Origin of the sequence: Oceaniglobus ichthyenteri (genome assembly GCF_003057885.1) — a bacterium.
Lineage (GTDB): Bacteria > Pseudomonadota > Alphaproteobacteria > Rhodobacterales > Rhodobacteraceae > Oceaniglobus > Oceaniglobus ichthyenteri.
Genome location: NZ_QAGK01000006.1, coordinates 38,266 through 58,846 on the forward strand (window position 1 = coordinate 38,266; position 20,581 = coordinate 58,846).

The 20,581-nt window shown below is 57.4% G+C and carries 23 protein-coding genes, 1 tRNA gene and 1 other RNA gene; 19 read left to right on the forward strand and 6 right to left on the reverse strand.

Annotation, left to right across the window (positions count from 1 at the left end; all coding sequences use genetic code 11):
- Nucleotides 1-31 precede the first annotated feature (31 nt).
- The gene (locus tag C8265_RS10440) at nt 32-1,750 is read right to left on the reverse strand and encodes a BCCT family transporter (protein WP_206050327.1); all 1,719 of its coding nucleotides are present in this window, start codon (nt 1,748-1,750) and stop codon (nt 32-34) included.
- 94 nt (nt 1,751-1,844) lie between these two features.
- A complete protein-coding gene (acuI, locus tag C8265_RS10445; protein WP_108483960.1) occupies nt 1,845-2,834 on the reverse strand; it encodes an acryloyl-CoA reductase in 990 nt (329 codons plus the stop codon).
- Nucleotides 2,835-3,203: 369 nt separating this feature from the next.
- On the opposite strand from acuI, the gene C8265_RS10450 reads away from it, so the two are divergent.
- The 11 genes from C8265_RS10450 (at nt 3,204) to C8265_RS10500 (ending at nt 11,624) form a co-directional block, all read left to right on the forward strand.
- Nucleotides 3,204-4,241, forward strand: a complete 1,038-nt coding sequence (locus C8265_RS10450) for an ABC transporter substrate-binding protein (protein WP_108483961.1) — start codon at nt 3,204-3,206, stop codon at nt 4,239-4,241.
- 392 nt (nt 4,242-4,633) lie between these two features.
- The gene (locus C8265_RS10455) at nt 4,634-5,086 is read left to right on the forward strand and encodes a TadE/TadG family type IV pilus assembly protein (RefSeq protein ID WP_108483962.1); all 453 of its coding nucleotides are present in this window, start codon (nt 4,634-4,636) and stop codon (nt 5,084-5,086) included.
- Complete coding sequence (locus C8265_RS10460) at nt 5,083-6,657, forward strand: pilus assembly protein TadG-related protein (RefSeq protein WP_108483963.1); 1,575 nt, start codon at nt 5,083-5,085, stop codon at nt 6,655-6,657. Before C8265_RS10455 ends, C8265_RS10460 begins: the two co-directional genes overlap by 4 nt.
- A 51-nt stretch (nt 6,658-6,708) precedes the next feature.
- Nucleotides 6,709-7,063: a transfer-messenger RNA gene (ssrA, locus tag C8265_RS10465) on the forward strand.
- A gap of 100 nt (nt 7,064-7,163) precedes the next feature.
- On the forward strand, nt 7,164-7,589 hold the full coding sequence (locus tag C8265_RS10470) for an ester cyclase (RefSeq protein WP_108483964.1): 426 nt from the start codon (nt 7,164-7,166) through the stop codon (nt 7,587-7,589).
- A gap of 286 nt (nt 7,590-7,875) precedes the next feature.
- Complete coding sequence (locus C8265_RS10475) at nt 7,876-8,331, forward strand: SspB family protein (RefSeq protein WP_108484172.1); 456 nt, start codon at nt 7,876-7,878, stop codon at nt 8,329-8,331.
- A 48-nt stretch (nt 8,332-8,379) separates the two neighbouring features.
- Complete coding sequence (locus C8265_RS10480) at nt 8,380-8,937, forward strand: class I SAM-dependent methyltransferase (RefSeq protein ID WP_126623166.1); 558 nt, start codon at nt 8,380-8,382, stop codon at nt 8,935-8,937.
- A gap of 88 nt (nt 8,938-9,025) precedes the next feature.
- On the forward strand, nt 9,026-10,417 hold the full coding sequence (fumC, locus tag C8265_RS10485) for a class II fumarate hydratase (RefSeq protein ID WP_108483966.1): 1,392 nt from the start codon (nt 9,026-9,028) through the stop codon (nt 10,415-10,417).
- Nucleotides 10,414-10,590: a DUF4169 family protein gene (locus tag C8265_RS10490; protein ID WP_108483967.1), complete on the forward strand. Its 177-nt coding sequence runs from the start codon at nt 10,414-10,416 to the stop codon at nt 10,588-10,590. The genes fumC and C8265_RS10490 overlap by 4 nt, the downstream gene beginning before the upstream one ends.
- Nucleotides 10,587-10,811: a ribbon-helix-helix domain-containing protein gene (locus C8265_RS10495; RefSeq protein WP_108483968.1), complete on the forward strand. Its 225-nt coding sequence runs from the start codon at nt 10,587-10,589 to the stop codon at nt 10,809-10,811. The genes C8265_RS10490 and C8265_RS10495 overlap by 4 nt, the downstream gene beginning before the upstream one ends.
- A gap of 96 nt (nt 10,812-10,907) precedes the next feature.
- A complete protein-coding gene (locus C8265_RS10500) occupies nt 10,908-11,624 on the forward strand; it encodes an RlmE family RNA methyltransferase (RefSeq protein WP_108483969.1) in 717 nt (238 codons plus the stop codon).
- On the opposite strand, the gene C8265_RS10505 is transcribed toward C8265_RS10500, so the two are convergent.
- The 3 genes from C8265_RS10505 to C8265_RS10515 are packed head-to-tail and all read right to left on the reverse strand — an operon-like array spanning nt 11,621 to nt 15,179.
- A complete protein-coding gene (locus tag C8265_RS10505; protein ID WP_108483970.1) occupies nt 11,621-12,523 on the reverse strand; it encodes a cation diffusion facilitator family transporter in 903 nt (300 codons plus the stop codon). The two genes, C8265_RS10500 and C8265_RS10505, sit on opposite strands and share 4 nt — an antisense overlap.
- A 39-nt stretch (nt 12,524-12,562) precedes the next feature.
- The gene (locus C8265_RS10510; protein WP_108483971.1) at nt 12,563-14,368 is read right to left on the reverse strand and encodes an ABC-F family ATP-binding cassette domain-containing protein; all 1,806 of its coding nucleotides are present in this window, start codon (nt 14,366-14,368) and stop codon (nt 12,563-12,565) included.
- Between the two features lie 31 nt (nt 14,369-14,399).
- Nucleotides 14,400-15,179 (reverse strand): GNAT family N-acetyltransferase, encoded by a 780-nt coding sequence (locus C8265_RS10515; RefSeq protein WP_108483972.1) that lies wholly within the window; start codon nt 15,177-15,179, stop codon nt 14,400-14,402.
- An 86-nt stretch (nt 15,180-15,265) separates the two neighbouring features.
- On the opposite strand from C8265_RS10515, the gene msrB reads away from it, so the two are divergent.
- Nucleotides 15,266-15,661, forward strand: coding sequence for a peptide-methionine (R)-S-oxide reductase MsrB (msrB, locus tag C8265_RS10520; RefSeq protein WP_108483973.1), 396 nt, complete (start codon nt 15,266-15,268; stop codon nt 15,659-15,661).
- A gap of 56 nt (nt 15,662-15,717) precedes the next feature.
- Here msrB and C8265_RS10525 read toward each other — a convergent pair whose 3' ends face one another.
- Entirely contained in the window at nt 15,718-16,182 is a 465-nt protein-coding gene (locus C8265_RS10525; protein ID WP_108483974.1) for an outer membrane protein assembly factor BamE, read from the reverse strand.
- A gap of 86 nt (nt 16,183-16,268) precedes the next feature.
- On the opposite strand from C8265_RS10525, the gene C8265_RS10530 reads away from it, so the two are divergent.
- The 7 genes from C8265_RS10530 (at nt 16,269) to C8265_RS10560 (ending at nt 20,580) form a co-directional block, all read left to right on the forward strand.
- Nucleotides 16,269-16,826, forward strand: coding sequence for a YceD family protein (locus tag C8265_RS10530; protein WP_108483975.1), 558 nt, complete (start codon nt 16,269-16,271; stop codon nt 16,824-16,826).
- Between the two features lie 179 nt (nt 16,827-17,005).
- A complete protein-coding gene (gene rpmF, locus C8265_RS10535) occupies nt 17,006-17,212 on the forward strand; it encodes a 50S ribosomal protein L32 (RefSeq protein ID WP_108483976.1) in 207 nt (68 codons plus the stop codon).
- A gap of 15 nt (nt 17,213-17,227) precedes the next feature.
- Nucleotides 17,228-18,358: a phosphate acyltransferase PlsX gene (gene plsX, locus C8265_RS10540; RefSeq protein WP_108483977.1), complete on the forward strand. Its 1,131-nt coding sequence runs from the start codon at nt 17,228-17,230 to the stop codon at nt 18,356-18,358.
- The gene (locus C8265_RS10545) at nt 18,355-19,326 is read left to right on the forward strand and encodes a beta-ketoacyl-ACP synthase III (RefSeq protein ID WP_108483978.1); all 972 of its coding nucleotides are present in this window, start codon (nt 18,355-18,357) and stop codon (nt 19,324-19,326) included. The genes plsX and C8265_RS10545 overlap by 4 nt, the downstream gene beginning before the upstream one ends.
- Nucleotides 19,327-19,436: 110 nt before the next feature.
- Entirely contained in the window at nt 19,437-19,739 is a 303-nt protein-coding gene (gene ihfA, locus C8265_RS10550; RefSeq protein ID WP_108483979.1) for an integration host factor subunit alpha, read from the forward strand.
- 6 nt (nt 19,740-19,745) lie between these two features.
- Complete coding sequence (locus C8265_RS10555) at nt 19,746-20,432, forward strand: MerR family transcriptional regulator (protein WP_108483980.1); 687 nt, start codon at nt 19,746-19,748, stop codon at nt 20,430-20,432.
- 71 nt (nt 20,433-20,503) lie between these two features.
- A tRNA-Pro gene (locus C8265_RS10560) sits at nt 20,504-20,580 on the forward strand.
- The last annotated feature ends 1 nt before the right edge of the window (nt 20,581 follow it).

Below are 20,581 nucleotides of genomic sequence, written 5' to 3' on the forward strand. Positions count from 1 at the left end.
AGAGCGCCGTTCAAAAAATATTGGGCCAAGGTTACATTTTCGCCCGTTCAGATATCAACCCTTTCCAGATGCAAAAGGTCATCGCCAGCAGAACCAAGGAAAACAAAAGCCCGGTGGATATCACCATGGATTGCAGCGCGGCAAGCCCACCGCCAATCAACAGGGCGATGGCAACCGCACCCTCAAATATACACCAGAACACCCGCTGTGGCATCGGCGCGTCAACCTTGCCGCCCGCCGTGATCGTGTCAATCACCAACGATCCGGAATCCGACGAGGTGACAAAGAACACGATCACCAACATGATCCCGATGAACGATGTGATCGAGGCCAGCGGCAACTGATCCAGCATCTTGAACAGCTGCAAAGGCAGATCGGCATCTTGCGCTCCGGTGTATCCGGTGGTCAGAACCTGATTGATCGCAGTGCCGCCAAAAATCGACATCCACAAAACGCAGACCATTGATGGGATCAGCAGCACACAGATGATGAATTCCCGCACGGTGCGGCCCCGCGATACCCGCGCGATAAACATGCCCACAAAGGGTGACCAACTGATCCACCACGCCCAGTAAAACGCCGTCCACCCTTGGGAGAAATTGGTGTCTTCGCGCCCGAACGGATTGGCCAGGGCCGGAAAGTATTCGGCATAGGCAACCAGACTGTCAAAAAAGAACGTGATCAGGAATACGGTAGGCCCGACAATCAGCGTGAATAGCGCCAAAAGCCCGGCAAGGCCCATGTTCACCTCGCTGAGGATTTTCACACCACCATCCAGGCCGCGCACCACCGAAATCAACGCCACAGCGGTGATTGCCGTGATCAGGACCACTTCGGTCGTGTTGCCGATCGGGATTCCGAACAGGTCATTCAACCCGGCATTTGCCTGTGTCGCGCCAAACCCCAGTGATGTGGCCAGCCCGAACAGCGTCGCAAACACCGCAATGATATCAATCAGATGGCCCCACCAACCCCATACGCGCTCGCCCAGAATGGGGTAAAACGCGCTTCGGATGGTCAGGGGCAAACCCTTGTTATAAGTGAACAGCGCCAGCGCCAAAGCCACGGTTGCATAGATCGCCCAAGGGTGCAGCCCCCAGTGAAAGATCGTCGCCGCCATGCCCAGACGCACGGCCTCCGCCTCATTTCCGCCGGCACCTCCCAAGGGCGCCCAATCGGTGCGCATCCCAGCTTCGCCAGCGGTTCCGCCCAGCGAAGTTGAGAAATGCGATAAAGGTTCGGACACGCCATAAAACATCAGGCCGATGCCCATGCCGGCGGCAAACAACATCGCAAACCAGCCAACATAGGTATAATCAGGCGTCGCTTCAGACCCGCCCAACCGCACCGATCCATAGGGCGTGACGATCAACACAAGTGTGGACAGCAGAATAATGTCGGCCGACCCCAACAAAAACCAGTCAAAGTTTTTCGTTGTGAAATTGAACATCGCCGTAAAGATCGAATTGGCCTGTTCGGGCAAGGCGATGGTATAAAATACAAAGGCGATGATCGACAAGGCGGCGATCATGAACACCGGATTATGAATATCAAAGCCGATCGTCCCCAACCGGCCTTCGATATTGTCATCGCCAATTTCGTGTTCGGTTTCGATGATGGCCGTGTGGCCCTCGGGATCGGGTATCCCATGCGTCGAGGTGGTTTCTACCACGGTGCGTCCCCCATGTTTGGTTTGTCCCCAGTCCTGATTTCGGGGCGGCGCCGCGCACCCCCCAAACCTGTTGGGCATTCCCGGATCACACCGCCCCGCCTGCGATACATATATGATGGGTTTACGCTAACAGGGCGCGTGGCGGTTGTCACCCGCCCTGTCTGGGTATCGCTCAGGCGTTGACGTCCACAACCACGCGCCCCTTGATCTGACCGTTCAGGATATCACGCCCCAGACCGGGCAAATCAGACAGGGTGGCTGACGTGACCATGGCATTCAGCTTGTCCAACGGCAGATCCTTGGCAATCCGTGCCCAGGCACGCTGACGGTTCTCAAACGGCTGCATCACCGAATCGATCCCCAACAGGTTGACGCCGCGCAACAGGAACGGAATGACCGTTGCGGGCAAAGCCGCACCGCCCGCCAATCCGACAGCGGCAACCGATCCGCCGTATTTCATTTGCCCCAGCACCCGCGCCAACATCGCACCGCCCACCGCATCAACACATCCCGCCCAGGTCTCCGCCTCCAGCGGGCGCTTTACGGTTTCGCCAATCTCCTCGCGCGCAACAATCTGGGTGGCCCCCAAATCGCGCAGGTACGTTTCGGTTTCCGGCCGTCCGGTCACCGCCGCCACCTCATGGCCAAGGTTTGCCAGAATCGCCGTCGCCACTGACCCAACGCCGCCCGCGGCCCCGGTTACCAAGACCGGCCCGCGCCCCGGCTCCAGCCCGTGATCCTCCAATGCCATCACCGCCAGCATTGCGGTAAATCCGGCCGTACCCACGGCCATGGCATCACGCGCGCTCAACCCATCTGGCAGTGGAACCAGCCAATCGGCCTTGACCCGCGCTTTTTGGGCATAGCCCCCCCAATGGGCTTCGCCCACACGCCAACCGGTCAAAACCACCTTGTCGCCAACGCCATAACGCGGATCATCCGATGTCTCGACCGTTCCGGCAAAATCGATGCCCGGCACATGGGGGTAATTGCGCACCAACCCACCCCCGGGGCCAATGCACAGGCCATCCTTGTAATTCACCGTCGAATATTCAACAGCAACGGTCACATTGCCATCGGGCAGACGATCCTCGCCAATTTCCTGTACTCCGGCCACGGTTTTGCCCGCGTCATCCTTTTCCACTACCAATGCTCGAAACATCCTATCCTCCATTTTCGTTTTCCAAATATCCCGGGGGGTCCGGGGGGCTGGCCCCCCGGCGTCTGCCCCGGTCACCGAACCCTCGACTTTGCCCAAGATCACGCCCCGGGTCGCCCTCGGCAACCCCGATCTGCTCTCTCCCACAGCGTTCACTTGGCAAAAGTGTCACAATTTCCGCCTGTTGTCTTGTAACAGCATAAAACACTACATGACCAACAGAACAGCGATACGCCCCCTCCCACTTCCCTTTACCGTCAAACGAAAGAAATCGCGCACAACCCGCGCCACGTGATCAAATTCATCTTGCCGCACCGCCGCGCCCTTTCTATCGTGCACCACCAAAACCCCAGCTTTCACGGGAGGAAAGCCATGACCAAGACCCTTCTCAGCGCCACAGCGATGATTTTGATCGCCACCGTTTCGACGGCCCAGGATGCCGAATTGCTGGTGTTCGATTATCCCGGTTTCGAAAATGAGGCGTTTCATACAACTTATGTCGAACAACACGGCGCCGCGCCCACATTTGCGTTCTTTGGCGACGAAGAAGAAGCGTTTCAAAAACTGCGCAGCGGGTTCAAGGCCGACGTCAGCCATGTTTGCGCCGGGTCGGTTACAAAATGGGTCGAAGCAGGCATTCTTGATCCGTGGGATACATCGCGCATCACCGCCTTTGATGATCTCGATGCCAATCTGACCGGCAAAGATATTTCTGCCGCCACCGATACCTATTTCATCCCGACCGATTTCGGATCAACCGGCATTGCCTATAACACCGATGAGGTGCCAGCCGAGGATGTGGCATCGCTGGATGTGTTCAAAAACCCGAAATACGCCGCGCGGATGACCCTGCCTGACAACGTCGATGATACCTATGCCCTGGCCTATCTGGCCACCGGCACAACCGATTGGACAAACGCAACCGACGCCCAATTCGAAGCGGCCAATGCGTGGCTGCGCGAAGTCCATGAAAACCTGCGCACCTATTGGACCGACCCGGCCGAACTGGCCCAGTTGATGGCGACCGGTGAAATCCTGATTTCATGGGCCTGGAATGAAACCCTGCCCACTATGGCCGATCAGGGCTATCCCATCGGCTTTCAGCGCGAAGCGACCGAAGGATCATCGTTGTGGTTGTGTGGTTATGTCAATCTGGCCGACGGACAGGGATCAGAAGACAAGGTATATGATTACCTGAACGCGCTGCTGCACCCATCCTCAACCCAGCCCTTGTTGGATGCCGGGTATGGCCATGCCAACGCAACAGCCATGGCCGCCTTTGGCGACGACGCGTTGACCGCGGTTGGCATGGGCGCAATCGATGCACCGATCCTGGCACAACTTCCGATGGCAAACGAACTGCGCACAAAGCAGTCGGAAGCTTTTGAGATGATCAAGGCCGGTTTCTGAGCCAAAACTGTTAAAAAAGGAATCGGCGCTGGCATCCGGCGCCGGTTTTTTGCAAAGAAATTGCCAAAACACCTGCAAACACATGGTCCTTCAGCGGTTTGGCGACCTAAATTTGCAATGTAGAAATATTTTTCAAAATTCATTCGAACGATAAACAGTTGCTCTGCCACACCTGTTAACGGCTGGTTTACGTCCGTCCAACCCTTGTTTTACAGGGCCGCGCGCCTCGCGTTTCGGTTGTATCTCGTTTCGTTGATGGCCAAGATGTGTCACATTTGCGCCGTTTTGCCCGTGTGAATGCCCTAACAAAGCCGCTTTTCAAATTTTCAATCAACTCTGTGTGAGGGGCAGATCCCCCTTTTCAGAATGCCTTTGGATATGGAGGAGCAGCCATGTTTTTGCACATTCACAAACATCCCCCGATACAGCGTTTTTTGCGGCGTGAGGATGGCAGTATTTCGGTCGAATTTGCAATTCTGTTTCCCGGAATACTGCTTGTCTGTTTATCGATGGCGGCGATTGCGATGTATTTCGCCACGCTCAGCGATGTTCAACATTTGGCATCTGACATGACGCGCCTGTCGCTCACCTATGTTGACCGCGCGTTTCCGATTGATCAGATTTGTCTGTCGCTTCAATCGGATGTTCTGCCCAAACTTGTCGAAGGTCTGCCGTTTGTCACCGCAGAGCGGGTGAGTGATGTGATCTGCCACAGTCAGGATGCGGGGCGTTCAATCATGGTCGCAATCACCTATGATCTGAGCGAAACACTGGCCCATCGCTTGGGAACACTCATCGGGTTTTCCGTCACGGAAATGTCCGGCTCGGCGGAGATGTTGCTGTGATTGGCGCGCGGTTCAAAAATGCATTTCGCACCCTGATGGTGAAGGAAAATGGTGGGCTGAGCATTTTTGCATTGGTCGTCTTGCCCGCCATTCTGATGGGCATTGGCGTGGCGATTGATCTGACCAGTCTGAATGCCCAAAAACGCCACGTTCAGGCGCGGGCGGATCTGGCCGCCCTCACGGCAGCCCGGCGGTTTGACACCGCCAAGATTTCGCGCAAGGCCGCACAGAACACCCACACCCGCCCCGGGGTCTGGCCTTTTCCGCTTTTGCCGCTTGATGATGATCAGATCGTTTTTGGCACATTGTCTGACGATCATCACTTTTCGCCCACGCCCACCCAGCACCGCCTTGACGGAACAAATGCCGTGCGCGTGACCGCAACAGCGCGGCCCAGATTTTTTGTTCTGGGCGCGTTCCTGGCACAAGACGAGCTGATGATCGCCCGCGCCGCCACCGCCGCCGTGCGACCCCGGGTCGGATTTGCGCTGTCGAATTGCCTGCTGAGCCTCAATCTGTTTCGGGGGATGTTGCGCCCGATTGTTGGCGCCGGATTAGACACCTTGTGCTCTGGTCACGGTGTGCGGTTGCGGGGGTTTGAATTTCTTGGCGCTGTCGCTGCCGAGGCTGATATTCTTCAGCCGGGGCATACGACCTATGGTGATATTCTGGATGCACGGATTGACGCATCCATCATCATCGGCACGGCCCTGGGTCAGACAATCACGCGCCGGTTGGGTGACATACGGCTGGGCGATTTGCTGTATCTGGATCGCGAATTGCGCCGCACGGTTGTGGGATCACCCCTTCACGAGCTTGAACTTGCGGTGTCTGACATTGTGTTTGGATCGGCCGAAATATTGGGAAAACGGGTTGTTGATCTGAAGCTTGACATTGATCTGGGCCCATTGGCCGCAGCTGACATTACGGTTCAGGTATCGGACCCGCGCCAGATTGTCATGGGTGCCGTGCCCGGAGATCCGGATGCGGTGGCGCGCACATCGCAAATCCGCCTGCATGTCAACGGTGTGCGCCTTGCGGGGCTTGCGGAATTGTCTCTTATCATCGACGTGGCAAATGCGGCGGCGCATCTGTCTGACGATGGCGTTGCCTGCAGCAAAGCGCCCGAACAATCCGTCGCGGTGTTTTCACCGGTCGAGGCAGACCTGCTTCAGGTGTCGGTTCGCGCCCGCGCCTTGGGGCTGTCGCTGGGCGGAAACACCGATCACATGGATGAAAACGGCTATCGCTATGAACCGGTACGGCGCAGTGTATCATTCAGCCGGGCCGATTACGACCATGGCACAGCGAAGATTTTCGGCCCGACAACGCCGGGCCTGACCGCGTCGCTCAGCAATGATTTGCGGCGCCTGATTATTGACATCATCGGCGATGTGTTGCCCGGTGGTCTGGGTCGTTTGGTGGGCGGTGTTCTGGGCCTGGTCGGGGGTGTTGTCGGCCAACTTACAACGCCTGTGGATCAGCTTGTCGTCGCGCTGCTTGATCTGAAATTGGCCGAAGCGCGACTCGATCTTCTTGCCATCGATTGCAACGCACGCTTGGCGATGTAATGGCGTGACAGAAACCACAACCAAAACTGCGCCCAAATAAAATTGCGATGACAGCTTGAAATGGGGCGGTGATGGGCATACCTTCAATCCTGTCAGGGCAACCTGACTATGGTGATAAACGCGCAGATAATACACGGATTGGACCCGGGGGCGGTACCCGGCGGCTCCACCAAATCACCCGTATTGGCGGGGGCATGGGGCCGAAATAGGATCGACAAACGTTTAAAACTGTTTGCTTTTACTCGGTGAGCTACCACCGATATCGGTGCATATAGTATAGTTGCCAATAACAACCATGCTCCGGTCGCAGTCGCAGCGTAAGCTGTCACTAAGACCAAATCTTAAGTCCTTACGCCTAGCCGCGTAAGGCGGGGTTCGCAGGCACCTGGCAACAGAAGCCTGCACTTTCCCCTTTCATGACCACTCTAAACAAATTGAACTGTTTCTTTCAGCATTTTGAAAGAGATCGCACCCTAAACATGGCGCACCCCTAACCCGAGGCCGCCATGACCAATGTTGAAATTATGCATGATTTCCTGCAACGCGTGTGGGTGGATGCCGATATGGATCTGATCGATCGCGTGTTCGCGCCCAATGTCGGGGCCGAGGGGCTGTTGCCAGATATGACACTGACGCCCGAGGATTTTAAAACCATGGTTCTGGCGCTGCTGAACCTTGTCGAACACCCCGAAATCACAGTCATCAAAACCCTGTCCGATGAAAACTGGGTATCGGTCATGATCCGCGTGCGCGCCGAGTCACAAATCAACACGGCGGTTATCACCGCAACCGGACAGATCATCGCGCGATTTGAACATGGCCTGATTGTCGAAGTGTACAACCATTTTGATTTTCTCGGGCTTTTCCAACAGCTCGGCCTTATTCCCCACGAGGCGGTAATGCTGTGCCTGTCGGGTGAACCGCTGGTCTGAGGTGGCGCATTCAAGGTGGGCCTTTGTATTTGACAGAACACTGCGGGCAAAATCACGTTGCTTTGGGAATTGCGCCATCCCTCACAATTTTCCGCGTATCAGCTTGCTGTCTTTTGGCGGTCGTGAGGATTGATCGGGATCATCTGGCCTGGACATTGCGACGATCGATGGGATGGCGTGGGCCGGTATATGGTTGATTTCCGGCGCTTATGGCGAAAACCGTCTGCCGGCCCTTTTCATCACCTACGAATGTTCTATGCTATCCATAACAATCAGGGGGCTGTGGATGTCGCGCAAAATCGACTATGGAAATTTGATGCATCGCGCCATGCGGGGCCTAATCCAAGAGGTTCTGAACGACATCTCTGAACGCGGTCTGCCGGGCGAACATCACTTTTTCATCACCTTCGATACGATGCATCCCGATGTGGAAATCGCCGATTGGCTGTCTGATCGGTATCCCGATGAGATGACTGTCGTTGTGCAGCATTGGTATGACGGGCTTGAGGTGACGGACGAAGGGTTTTCAATTACCCTGAATTTTGGTGAAAGCCCCGAACCCCTGTATATCCCTTATGATGCGATCCGTACCTTTGTGGATCCGTCGGTTGAATTTGGTCTGCGGTTCGAAACCCAAACCAAAATCGCCGAAGACGATGACGAAACCGAGGATGACACAGTGCCTGACGCCGAACCCGGCGCGGCGCAGGTTGTCAGCCTTGACAGTTTTCGCAAAAATTAAGGCCAAGGGGGCATTTAACGGGTGACAGCGCAGGTCTCTGAATTCGCCATGTTTCGGCGACGCCTGTTGCAAAACCCGCGGCAAATATCTGCGATTGCGCCATCCTCGCGCGAATTGGCCAATGCGATGGCTGCCGGTATTGGCCCCCATACGGGCCCGATGGTTGAATTTGGCCCCGGCACGGGCCGCATCACCCGCGCGATACTGGAGACCGGCCTGCCCCCTGACCGTCTGACTCTGTTCGAACTGGATAGAGAATTGGCCGCACATTTGGGCGCAACCCTGCCGCCCGCAGTGACCATCCACCAACAACCGGCCCAAACTGCGCCTGACCTGATGCGCGCAAGCATGCCCAAAGGGGCAGCGGCGGTGATCTCGGGTCTGCCGCTGCTTTCGATGCCCAACGCGGTACGCCACGAAATTGTCATGGCGGCGTTCAAACTCTTGGCTCCGGGCGCGCCTTTGGTTCAATTTACCTATGGCCCGCGTCCGCCGCTGCCTGCCGATCTGATTGCCGAGCTGGATCTGCGTGTGGAAAAAGGCGCGCGCGTTTTGCGCAATCTGCCCCCGGCGCGCGTCTATCGGTTTTATCGCCGAACACCCTAGGTCATTTTTCGCATACTATCGTATACCAATTGATTTCACCGCTGCCTGCCCTTAAAACACCGCCAACCCTTTTGCGGATGAGGCAGAGATGACAAATACACGCACAGAAACCGACAGCTTTGGCCCCCTTGAGGTGCCGTCCGATAAATACTGGGGCGCGCAGACCCAACGCTCGATCCTGAATTTCCCGATCGGGTGGGAAAAACAGCCCATTGCCATCGTTCGCGCGCTGGGCGTGATCAAACAGGCCTGCGCCCAGGCCAACAAAAAGGCTGGCGCGCTCGACGGCGAAAAGGCCGATGCGATCATGCAGGCGGCGGCCGAAGTGGTGGCTGGCAAGTTTGACGATAACTTTCCACTGGTCGTCTGGCAGACCGGATCGGGCACCCAATCCAACATGAACGCCAACGAAGTGATCGCCAATCGGGCCATCGAAATTCTGGGCGGCACCATCGGCACCAAGGATCCGGTGCATCCGAACGATCATTGTAACATGGGCCAATCGTCCAACGATACGTTCCCAACCGCGATGCACATTGCCGTGGCTACAACCGCGCGGGATGTGACACTGCCGGGTCTCGAAAAACTCCACGCCGCGTTGCAGGCAAAAGTTGCCGAATTTGACGGCATCATCAAAATTGGCCGCACTCATACGATGGATGCCACCCCCCTGACCCTGGCGCAGGAATTCGGCGGATACACCCATCAAGTGGCAATGGCGATCAAACGGGTAAAAGCCGCCCTGCCCCATATTTACGAACTGGCCCAAGGGGGCACCGCCGTTGGCACCGGGCTGAACACCCGCGTGGGTTGGGCCGAGGAAGTGGCCGCAAACATGGCCGATATAACCGGCCTGCCCTTTGTCACCGCCCCGAACAAATTTGAAGCCCTGGCCGCCCATGACGCCCTTGTGGAAATGTCTGGCGCGTTGAAAACGGTTGCCGCGTCGCTGTTCAAGATCGCCAATGATATTCGTTTGCTTGGGTCTGGCCCCCGCTGTGGTTTGGGCGAATTGATGCTGCCCGAGAATGAACCGGGCAGTTCGATCATGCCGGGCAAGGTAAACCCAACCCAATGTGAGGCGCTGACTCAGGTGTGCGCCCATGTCTTTGGAAACGACGCCGCCGTTGGCTTTGCCGGATCACAGGGTCACTTCGAGCTGAACGTGTACAAGCCGATGATGGCTTATAACGTTCTGCAATCCATGCAACTGCTGGGCGATGCAGCCACCGCGTTTACCGATAATTGTGTGGTGGGAATCACCGCCAATACTGACAATATCACCCGCATCATGAACGAATCATTAATGCTGGTCACCGCTTTGGCCCCCACCATCGGATATGACAACGCCACCAAGGTCGCCAAAACGGCCCATAAAAACGGCACGACTTTGAAACAAGAGGCAATCGCCCTTGGGTTTGTCGATGAGGAAACCTTTGACAAGGTTGTGCGCCCGGAAAACATGATCGGCCCTAAATGAGCGAGCCGATCAACCTTAACCGCGCGCGCAAACAGCGCGCGCGGGACGAAAAGCGCATGCAGGCTGATGCGAACGCGATCAAACATGGCCAAAGTAAAGCAGAGAAAATCCTGAATGCGACAAGCAACGCAAAGGCGGCGCGCGCCCTTGATCAGCACAAGCAAGAAGAATGAGCGACCGGCCCCGCAAACATTCTCTGACATTGCGCGGCCATCGCACTTCGGTTTCATTGGAAGACGACTTTTGGCACGCATTTCGCGCCATTGCTGCGGAAAATAACCGCCCGATCAATGACTTGGCCGCCGAAATTGATGCAGAACGCACGCCCGAAACCGGTCTTGCAACAGCGATCCGTCTGTATGTTTTTCGCGCTGTGCGGGACAAAAAGGTTTAAAATCCAGCCATCTTAACCGAAAATAAACTGTTGATGATGACAATGGCAATTGGTGCACACAGGGTTTAAGAAGGGGCCGCAACAAAGGATCGCACCATGGGCAAACCACCCGGCAAGAAAAACAATTCAGGGCGCGGCCAGCGCGATTTGACCATCCGGGTAAAATCAGCCCGGGGGCGCAAAATGTCGTCAACTCTGTGGTTGCAGCGCCAGTTGAATGACCCATACGTGAAAAAAGCTCAGGCGATGGGCTATCGCGGGCGCGCCGCTTTCAAGATTCTTGAGCTGGACGATAAATATCGCTTTCTGGTGCCCGGGGCGCGGGTTGTCGATTTGGGCTGCGCACCCGGCGGATGGTGTCAGGTTGCCGCGCGCCGCGTCAACGCGTTGGGCGATAAACCTGGCAAGGCGGTGGGCAAGATCGTGGCGATTGATCTTCAAGAGGTCGAGCCGATCGCGGGCTGCGATATTCATGTGCTGGATTTTCTGGAAGAAGGCGCCGATGAAAAGGTAAAAGCATGGCTCGACGGGCCGGCCGACGTGGTCATGTCGGATATGGCGGCGTCCAGTTCGGGCCACAAGCAAACCGATCATTTGCGCATCATGATGCTGTGCGAGGCGGCAGCGCATTTTGCGTTTGATGTGCTTAATCCCGGCGGCACCTTCGTGGCCAAGGTTCTGGCAGGCGGCGCCGAGGCTGATCTGCAACAGTTGTTGAAGCAAAAATTCACCAAGGTGGTGAATGTGAAACCGCCCGCATCAAGATCTGACAGTTCAGAAAAATTTGTCGTCGCAACCGGATTTCGCGGTTAATAAAATCCCGTCAGATCAACCACATCGCCGGATTTTTGTTTGATTTCAGGTTCAACATGAATTGAAATAACGGCTCCGCTGAAATCGGCGGCCAGCGCGGTTTCGATTCTGTCACAGATCGTGTGCGATTCCGACACTGTCATCGTGCCCGGTACGATCAGGTGGAAATCAATAAACGTCATATGCGCCGTTTCCCGCATCCGCAAATCATGGGCCTGCAGCGCACCCTTGCCGTTTTCGGCGATCACCGTTTCCACCTTTTGGCGCATTTCGGCGTTGGGGGCCGCATCCATCAAGCCGGCGATTGATACCCGCATCAACGACCATCCAGACCATAAAACATACAGCGCCACACCCATCGCCATTGCCGGATCAAGCCAGGCCCAGCCGATGATCTGGGCGAAAATCAAGCCCAGGATCACCCCGACCGAGGTAATCACATCGGCCCGCAAATGCCGCCCATCCCCCACCAAGGCGGGCGAACGGGCCGATGTACCGACACGAATCAGGATTGTCGACCAGATCACGTTCAGAATGGTTGCGGCGCCATTTATCGCCAGCCCCAAAAGCGGCGCATCCAGGGCACGAGGGCGGGCCAAGGCGCCATATGCTTCGGTCATGATCAAAAGCGCGGCGACGACAATCATCACGCCTTCGGCGACAGCCGACAGATATTCGGCCTTGGCGTGGCCATAATGGTGGTTGGCATCGGGGGGTTTGGCGCTGACGTGAATTGCCACAAGGGCCAAGATGCCCGCGCCAATATTCACAACACTTTCAAGAGCATCGGAATACAATGCCACACTGCCGGTGACGATGAAGGCGGCCCATTTCAGGCCGAAAACCAATGCCCCGATAACAATCGTCGCAATCGCCAAAAGACGCAGATTTGATGTCATGGGGCGGGCCCTCAGATCACAATTGGGCCACGCGGGAATTTATTGCGCAGCTTTTTCCTCAAGCGCCAACCACTCTTCTTCGGCAGTCGAAAGAAGATCGTGGCGGGCAATCAAAGCGTCGGTTGCCTTTTGAAACTTTACCGGTTCCCGGGTGAACAGATCAGGATCCATCATCAACTCTTCCAGCTTGGCGATTTCCGCTTCCAGCCGGGCAATTTCAGCGGGCAATGCTTCCAACCGGTGCTTTTCGGTAAATGACAATCCGCCCGCGGCTGGCTTTTCCTCGCTCACCGGTGCGGCAGGTTTTTTGGTCACAGCGGCCGCTTCGGCAACGCGTTCGCCCCGTTGCGATTGGTAATCGGTCCAACCGCCGGCGTAAACCGTGGCACGCCCGTCGCCTTCCATGGCGACGGTGGTATCGGCAACACGATCCAGGAAATCACGGTCGTGCGAGACCAGCAAAACCGTGCCATCATAATCGGCCAACAGATCCTGCAGCAGGTCCAATGTTTCGACATCCAGATCGTTGGTGGGTTCGTCCAACACCAGAACGTTGGATTGCCGCGCCATGATTCGGGCGAGCAACAAACGCGCCTTTTCCCCCCCCGAAAGAGAGCGGACAGGCGCGCGGGCCTGCGCCTCGGAAAACAGGAAGCTTTTGAGATAGCCGATCACATGCTGCGGCATTCCACGCACCATGACCTGATCGGCCTTGCCCGAGACACCAATCGCCGGATCACCGGTCAGGTTTTCCCACAGGGTTTTGTCGTGCTCCAACTGGACGCGGTTCTGATCGAACACCGCGAGATCCATATTGGTGCCCATCTGAACCGTACCGGTATCAGGTTCAATTTCGCCAATCAGCATTTTCAGCAGCGTGGTTTTGCCCACACCATTGGGCCCGACAAAGGCAATCCTGTCGCCGCGCTGTACCCGCAGATCAAACGGCGCAAGGATGACCTTTCCATCGTAAGTCTTTGATATACCGCGCGCTTCCATTACACGCTTGCCGCTGGTTGGTCCCGCCTCAAGCGCCATTGCGGCGGTGCCCTGGCGGCGGATCTGCGCACTGCGTTCGGCGCGCAATTCGCCCAAGGCGCGCACCCGGCCCTGATTGCGTTTGCGCCGGGCTGAAATGCCCTCAACGGCCCATCGTGCCTCGGCCTTGATCTTGCGATCCAGTTTGTGGCGCTGCACGTCTTCTTCGGCCCAGATTTCATCGCGCCATGCCTCGAAATGGACGAATCCCTTTTCCTGTCGGCGCACCTGGCCGCGATCAATCCACAGGGTCGCGCGGGTCAGCGCGTTCAGGAACGCGCGGTCATGCGAAATCAGAACAAAAGCGGTGCGGGTGGTTGAAAGTTCGCTTTCAAGCCATTGAATTGCTTGAATATCCAGATGGTTTGTCGGTTCATCCAACAGCATCAAACCCGGCGCCTCGGCCAGAAGTTTGGCCAATGCGGCGCGGCGTCTTTCGCCACCGCTGGCCACCGAAACAGCGCGCGACGGATCAAATTTCAGCCCTTCGGCCACCATTTCAACGCGATAGGAATCGCCCAGATCCAGCCCGCTGGCGGCATAGTCGCCCAAGGTGGCGTGCCCCTCCATGCCGGGGTCCTGCTCCATGTATCCCACGCCAATGCCCGGGGTCACCACGCGGGTGCCACTGTCGGGTTCGACAAGTCCGGCCATCACCTTCATCAGGGTGGATTTTCCCGAACCATTGCGCCCGACAAGGGCCACCCGATCGCCGGGCTGAACCACCAGATCGAGGTTTGAAAATACAGGATCGCCGCCAAAGGTGAGGGCGATATCGGAGAGTTGTAAAAGGGGTGCGCGTGCCATGAGGCTCAGCTAAGCCGCCCACCCAAGAAGGTCAACGCCCCGTCTGATCGCGATCTTGAAATACCTGCCCACCTGCGGCCACGGCGCGCAGCAATCGCGCCCGGCCCGGCGGCACCTGACCGATTTCAAGGCCGGTAAACACATGCACCGTTCCAAGCGCGCGATCAATCACTGCATGATCGCTGACCCATCCGCCCATGGCCAGATACGTGCGCAACAGTGGCGGCAAGGCGCGCAGCCCGGCGCCGCGATCGTGAACCATGGGCAAATCGGCAAACCGTACAGTTGCACCGCGGCCCATACCGGGGGCCCAGCCGCGCGGCGCCAGATGGCGCGTGCGCAACACCCCGAACGCATCGTGATACGGTGCCGGATCGCAGCCCGCGAACGAACTGCACCCAAACAACAGGCCAACACCCCCACGATCAACCTGTTGCGTGATCGCCCCCCAGGCCAGTCGCACGGCATCGGCATCCTGATGCACCGGGTCGATACAAAACCGGCCCAGTTCAAGCATCGGGGTGGAAAATCGATGAAGCGGTGTCAGATCATAAAACTGTGCGCTGTAACTATCGGCTATTTCGGCACCTGAAAACCGGCGTAGACGGAAACCGCCAATGATGCAATCCCGCCGTTCAATCACCATATGGATACAGTCATCGTCATACTGATCCCTATCATCGGCGCCTGCATGGCCACGAAAACACAGGCCCCGCACCGCCAGAAGCGCGGCCAGATCGGCGGGCCCGGTCAGGGCACGCACCCGCAATGGCCCTTTTTCCAATGGGTCGATCGCGTGGATCAGGTTCATGGGTGGTCTGCCTTGCAAAACACCTTAGATATGGCATCAACACCGCCGGGCGCACAAGCCGGGCAAAAGCAGAAGGAACAAAAGCGATGGAAAAGATCACTAAAACCGATGCCGAATGGCGCGCCGAACTGTCCGACCTGGCGTTCAAGGTAACGCGCAAACACGGCACAGAGCGGGCATTTTCCCACGATGATTTTCCAAAAGAGCCCGGCACATTCAATTGCGTCTGTTGCGGGGCGGAAATCTTCGATCAGGCGCACAAATTCGACAGCGGCACCGGCTGGCCCAGTTTCTGGAAACCGTCCAACCCCGAACTGGTGGGCGAATCCACCGACCGGTCGTGGTTGATGAGCCGAACCGAAGTGCATTGTAAGCGGTGCGACGCGCATTTGGGGCATGTTTTCCCCGACGGACCACAACCCACCGGCCAGCGATACTGCCTGAACGGCGTCGCGTTGGACTTCAAACCCAAATCCGGTTGAGCGTTCGGCGGTGCGCCGTGGGTCTGCCCCAATGGCGCACCGCCGCAAGATCCAGATTATTGCAGGAAATCGCCGGCTGAGAAATTGCCGAGATTGCCAAACAACTGACGCAAGAACCCAATGCCCTTGATATTGCTGTCGGTGATCCGGCGCGACAGAACGACAACACGCCCATCTTCAAGGCCGAACCGTTCGATATTTTCAACCACGCCGCCTTCGGTAAAGGAAATCGCCAATACCTGACGATCGATCTCTTTTGGCGCGCGGGGGCCGAAATGTTGGAACCGGCTTTTGACATAATACCAACCGCCCGCATCCAGAACGCCGGTTGATGTCGGGCGGCCCACGGCGGTTGCCACTGTTTCGCGGGTATCAACGCCCACTTCAATCACCTCAAGCTGGTCATCGGCCGGAACATAGCCGTGATTGCGGTACACCGATGAACAGGCCGCCACCCCCAGCACCGCACATAATAACACTGCGCGCTGTATTCCCTTGGCAAATCGCCCCATACCATCCATGCCCCGCTTTTAACTTATCGTTATATTGCTTACCTTCACATGGCTTACCCCGTGTTGGCCCCCTGTTCAAGAATCGAAAGACTGACATGCCCGATCCTGCCCCCCGGTCCCACATCCTGCGTCTGGCCGATTTGGCCCAACGGCGCGAAACCGCGTTTGAATTGGCCCCAGATGCCGCCGCCCGTGCCGCATTGGCGCGCGACCTCGGCATAGACGGGGTAAAAAAACTGCGCTTTGCCGGCACGCTGACCCCGCTTTCGGGGCGCGATTGGCAATTGGATGCAACCCTGGGTGCCACCGTCGTACAGCCCTGTGTGGTCAGCCTGGCGCCCGTTACCACCCGAATCGATACCGATGTCACCCGGCGCTATCTGGCCGACTGGCAAGAGCCCGACACCACCGGCGAAGTTGAAATGCCCGAAGACGACACCGCCGAAGCCTTGCCAGCCACGTTGGATCTGAACCTCGTTCTGGCCGAGGCATTGGCGCTGGCGCTGCCTGATTTTCCGCGCGCACAAGGTGTGGAATTGGGCGAAGCGGTGTTTACCGAAGCCGGAAAAACCCCGATGCGCGACGAAGATACCCGCCCCTTTGCCGGCCTTGCAGGGCTGCGCGAGGCGTTGGAACCACCAAAAGACGAATAACCCCTTGCCCTGACGCGAAACGACGGTATGTTTCGCGCTCTTTGCAAGGCGATGCAACGGGGCTTGAACCGTGGCGCCAATCGGCGTAAGGCCCTGCAGGATATGCGTCACTGTCCAACGATGGGCGCAAACGAATGAAACACCGGGCCATTTGGCCCCGCGAACCCCGAGGTTGAGACATGGCCGTCCCACAGAATAAAATCACCAAGTCCCGCCGCAACATGCGCCGCGCACACGATTCCCTGACAGCAGGCAACCCTGCTGAATGCCCCAACTGCGGCGAACTGAAACGCCCCCACCATGTGTGTGGCGCTTGCGGTCACTATGCCGAACGCGAAGTCGTGGCACCTGCAGACGACATCGAACTGGACGACGACGCGGCTTAACCGTCGCCTTATCCGATGTCCAAAGCCCCTTCCGCCTCCAGCGATGATGCCCCCGCCCCCAGTGGCGGGGCAATTTCGGGCACCGGCCGCACGATCATATCGGTCGATGCCATGGGCGGCGATCAGGGGCCACAGGCCGTCGTCAAAGGCTTGGCGATTTCTGCACATAAAAACAATGACATCGGTTTTATCCTGCACGGGCCAAAGGCAACCTTGGCGCCGTTGGTGCAACAGGCCGGTTTGAGTGATCGTGTCGACATCCGCGACTGTGCCGGTGTTGTTTCGATGGAAGACAAGCCCAGCCATGTAATGCGCAATGGCAAGGATACATCGATGTGGTCGTGTATCGAATCGGTGCGCGACGGCGAAGCAGCCGTGGCCGTGTCTTGCGGCAACACGGGCGCGCTGATGGCAATCAGCATGCTGCGCCTGCGCAAGGTTGAGGGCGTCAATCGCCCTGCCATTGCCTGTCTTTGGCCATCGCGCAACAAGGTCGGGTTCAACGTGATGTTGGATGTGGGCGCGGATATTCGCGCCGACGCCGATGATTTGCTGAAATACGCGCTGATGGGCACATCCTATGCCCGCAACGGTTTGGGGCTGGAACGTCCGCGCATCGGATTGCTGAATGTCGGCACCGAAGAGCATAAGGGCCGCGCCGAATTGAAGGCGGCCCATGATCTGATTGCCAGTGCGGCAGATGACTCATATTTCGATTTTGTCGGTTTTGTTGAGGGTGGCGATATCCCGTCAGACCGCGTTGACGTCATTGTCACCGATGGGTTTACCGGCAATGTTGCCCTGAAAACCGGCGAAGGCACCGCGAAACTGATCAGCGATCAATTGCGCGCTGCCCTGACCCACAACATGCTGTCGCGCTTTGGCGCAATGCTTGCCCTTGGCGCATTGAAGCGGTTCCAAAAACGAATCGATCCGCGCCGGGTAAATGGCGGTATCTTTCTGGGGCTGAACGGTACGGTTGTAAAATCGCACGGCGGCGCAGATGCCACAGGCATTTCGGCGGCGATCAAATTGTCATTCCGATTGGCCCAATCGGGCTTTAACGAAAAACTGGCGGCGCGCATCGCCGCAGGTCTGGCCGAGCGCACAGATCACGATCTTGAACAAAGCGAACCCACACCATGACTATACGCGCCGTTGTTCGCGGGGTTGGACACTACCTTCCCGAACGCATTGTTGAAAACGCCGAATTCATGGACTGGGTCGATACCTCGGATGAATGGATTCGCAGCCGCAGCGGAATCGAGCGGCGCCATTTTGCCGCCGATGGCCAAGGCACCTCTGATCTGGCCACACGCGCGGCTTTGGCGGCATTGGATGATGCCGGATTGCGCGCCGATGATGTCGATGCGATCATCCTTGCCACCTCGACCGCCGATTTCACTTTTCCATCGGCGGCGACGATGGTTCAGGCCAATCTGGGCATGACCCGTGGATTCGCCTTTGATGTACAAGCGGTTTGTGCAGGATTCGTTTTTGCCTTGGCCAATGCCAATGCCCTGATCCTGTCGGGTCAGGCAAACCGGGTGATGGTGATTGGTTCCGAAACATTCAGCCGGATCATGGATTGGACAGACCGCAGCACCTGTGTTTTGTTCGGTGATGGCGCGGGCGCGCTGATCCTTGAGGCGCAGACAGGCACCGGTGAGAATGCCGATCGTGGCATTCTGTCGACCGATCTTCATTCTGACGGGCAATACAAAGACGCGCTGTATGTCGATGGCGGCGTGTCCACCGGCAAAACCGGTTTCTTGCGGATGCAGGGCAAAGAAGTGTTCCGCCATGCCGTTGAAAAGCTTGCACAAACCGCCCACGCATCCCTGGCCAAGGTGGGTTTGAATGGCGCTGACATTGATTGGATGGTGCCCCATCAGGCCAATCTGCGGATCATCAAATCAACCGCCACGAAAATGGGCCTGCCGCTGGAAAAGGTCATTCTGACCGTGCAGGATCATGGCAACACCTCGGCGGCATCCATTCCCCTGGCCCTGTCGGTGGGCAAACAACGCGGCCAGATCAAACAGGGCGATCTGATCGTGACCGAAGCGATTGGCGGCGGTCTGGCCTGGGGGTCGGCGATCCTGCGCTGGTAACGGCAAGGGGCCTGATTTCACGTGTTACCTGTGCTCTGCCCCCCAAGTCATTGAGATTGACTTTGAAAACCGATCACGGCAATGTTGCCCTACATTCCTTGGGGGGCGATATGAGCGATAAAACACTAACCCGGATGGACCTGAGCGAAGCCGTATTTCGCGAAGTCGGGCTAAGCCGGAATGAATCTGCGCAACTGGTTGAATCCGTCCTGGCCCATATGTCAGATGCGCTCGCCTCGGGCGATTCAGTGAAAATTTCATCTTTCGGCACATTTTCCGTGCGCGCGAAATCAGCCCGCGTCGGGCGCAATCCCAAGACCGGCGAAGAGGTGCCAATTCACCCGCGCCATGTGCTTACCTTTCGCCCATCGCACCTGATGCGCGACCGCGTGGCCGAAGGCAATAAACGGTAAATCTGAATGGACACTAAATCGCCCGACGCCTTCCGCACTATTTCCGAAGTCGCCGAATGGCTGGATGTACCAACCCATGTTCTGCGCTTTTGGGAAAGCCGGTTCACCCAGGTAAAGCCGGTGAAACGCGCGGGCGGGCGGCGGTATTATCGCCCCGCCGATATGGAATTGTTGGGCGGAATCAAACGGTTGCTTCATGATGATGGGCTGACGATTCGCGGTGTGCAAAAATTGCTGCGCGAAGAGGGTGTGAAACACGTCGCGTCCCTTTCGCCCGGCATCGATGGCAGCGCAGCCCCCGCAACAAAAGCAGCGGCAAACACGGTACATGCCCCCGAAGGGCCGATGGCCGTTGATGTACCCGTGATTCCCCAACTTGGCGAGGTGGTCAATTTTGCGCCCGATACCGAACCGGCGCCAAAAATCGCCCCTGACACCTCTGAAGAATCGCTGAACCGATGGCCATTTATCGATGATCCCGAAGAGCCCGCACCAGACCCGGCCAAAACATCACAGGCCGATACCAAACCCGACATTACGCCCGATTCAACCCAGCAGGCCGCATCAAAGCCCGATGTGATCACCCTGCTGCGCGCAACCCCGCCTGAGCGGTTAAAACCCCGGGCCGATACGCTGCGTCCGTTGATCGAACGGATGGCGGCACTGCACAATCGGATGGCCGAGGCCGATTGAGCGATCCTTATGTCAGTTTCCTGCAATACCCCCTTGCCCCCAGCCAAAAGGTTGGTAAAAGCACCCTCAGTCGGGCTATGGCGCAGTCTGGTAGCGCGTCCGTCTGGGGGACGGAAGGTCGCAGGTTCGAGTCCTGCTAGCCCGACCAA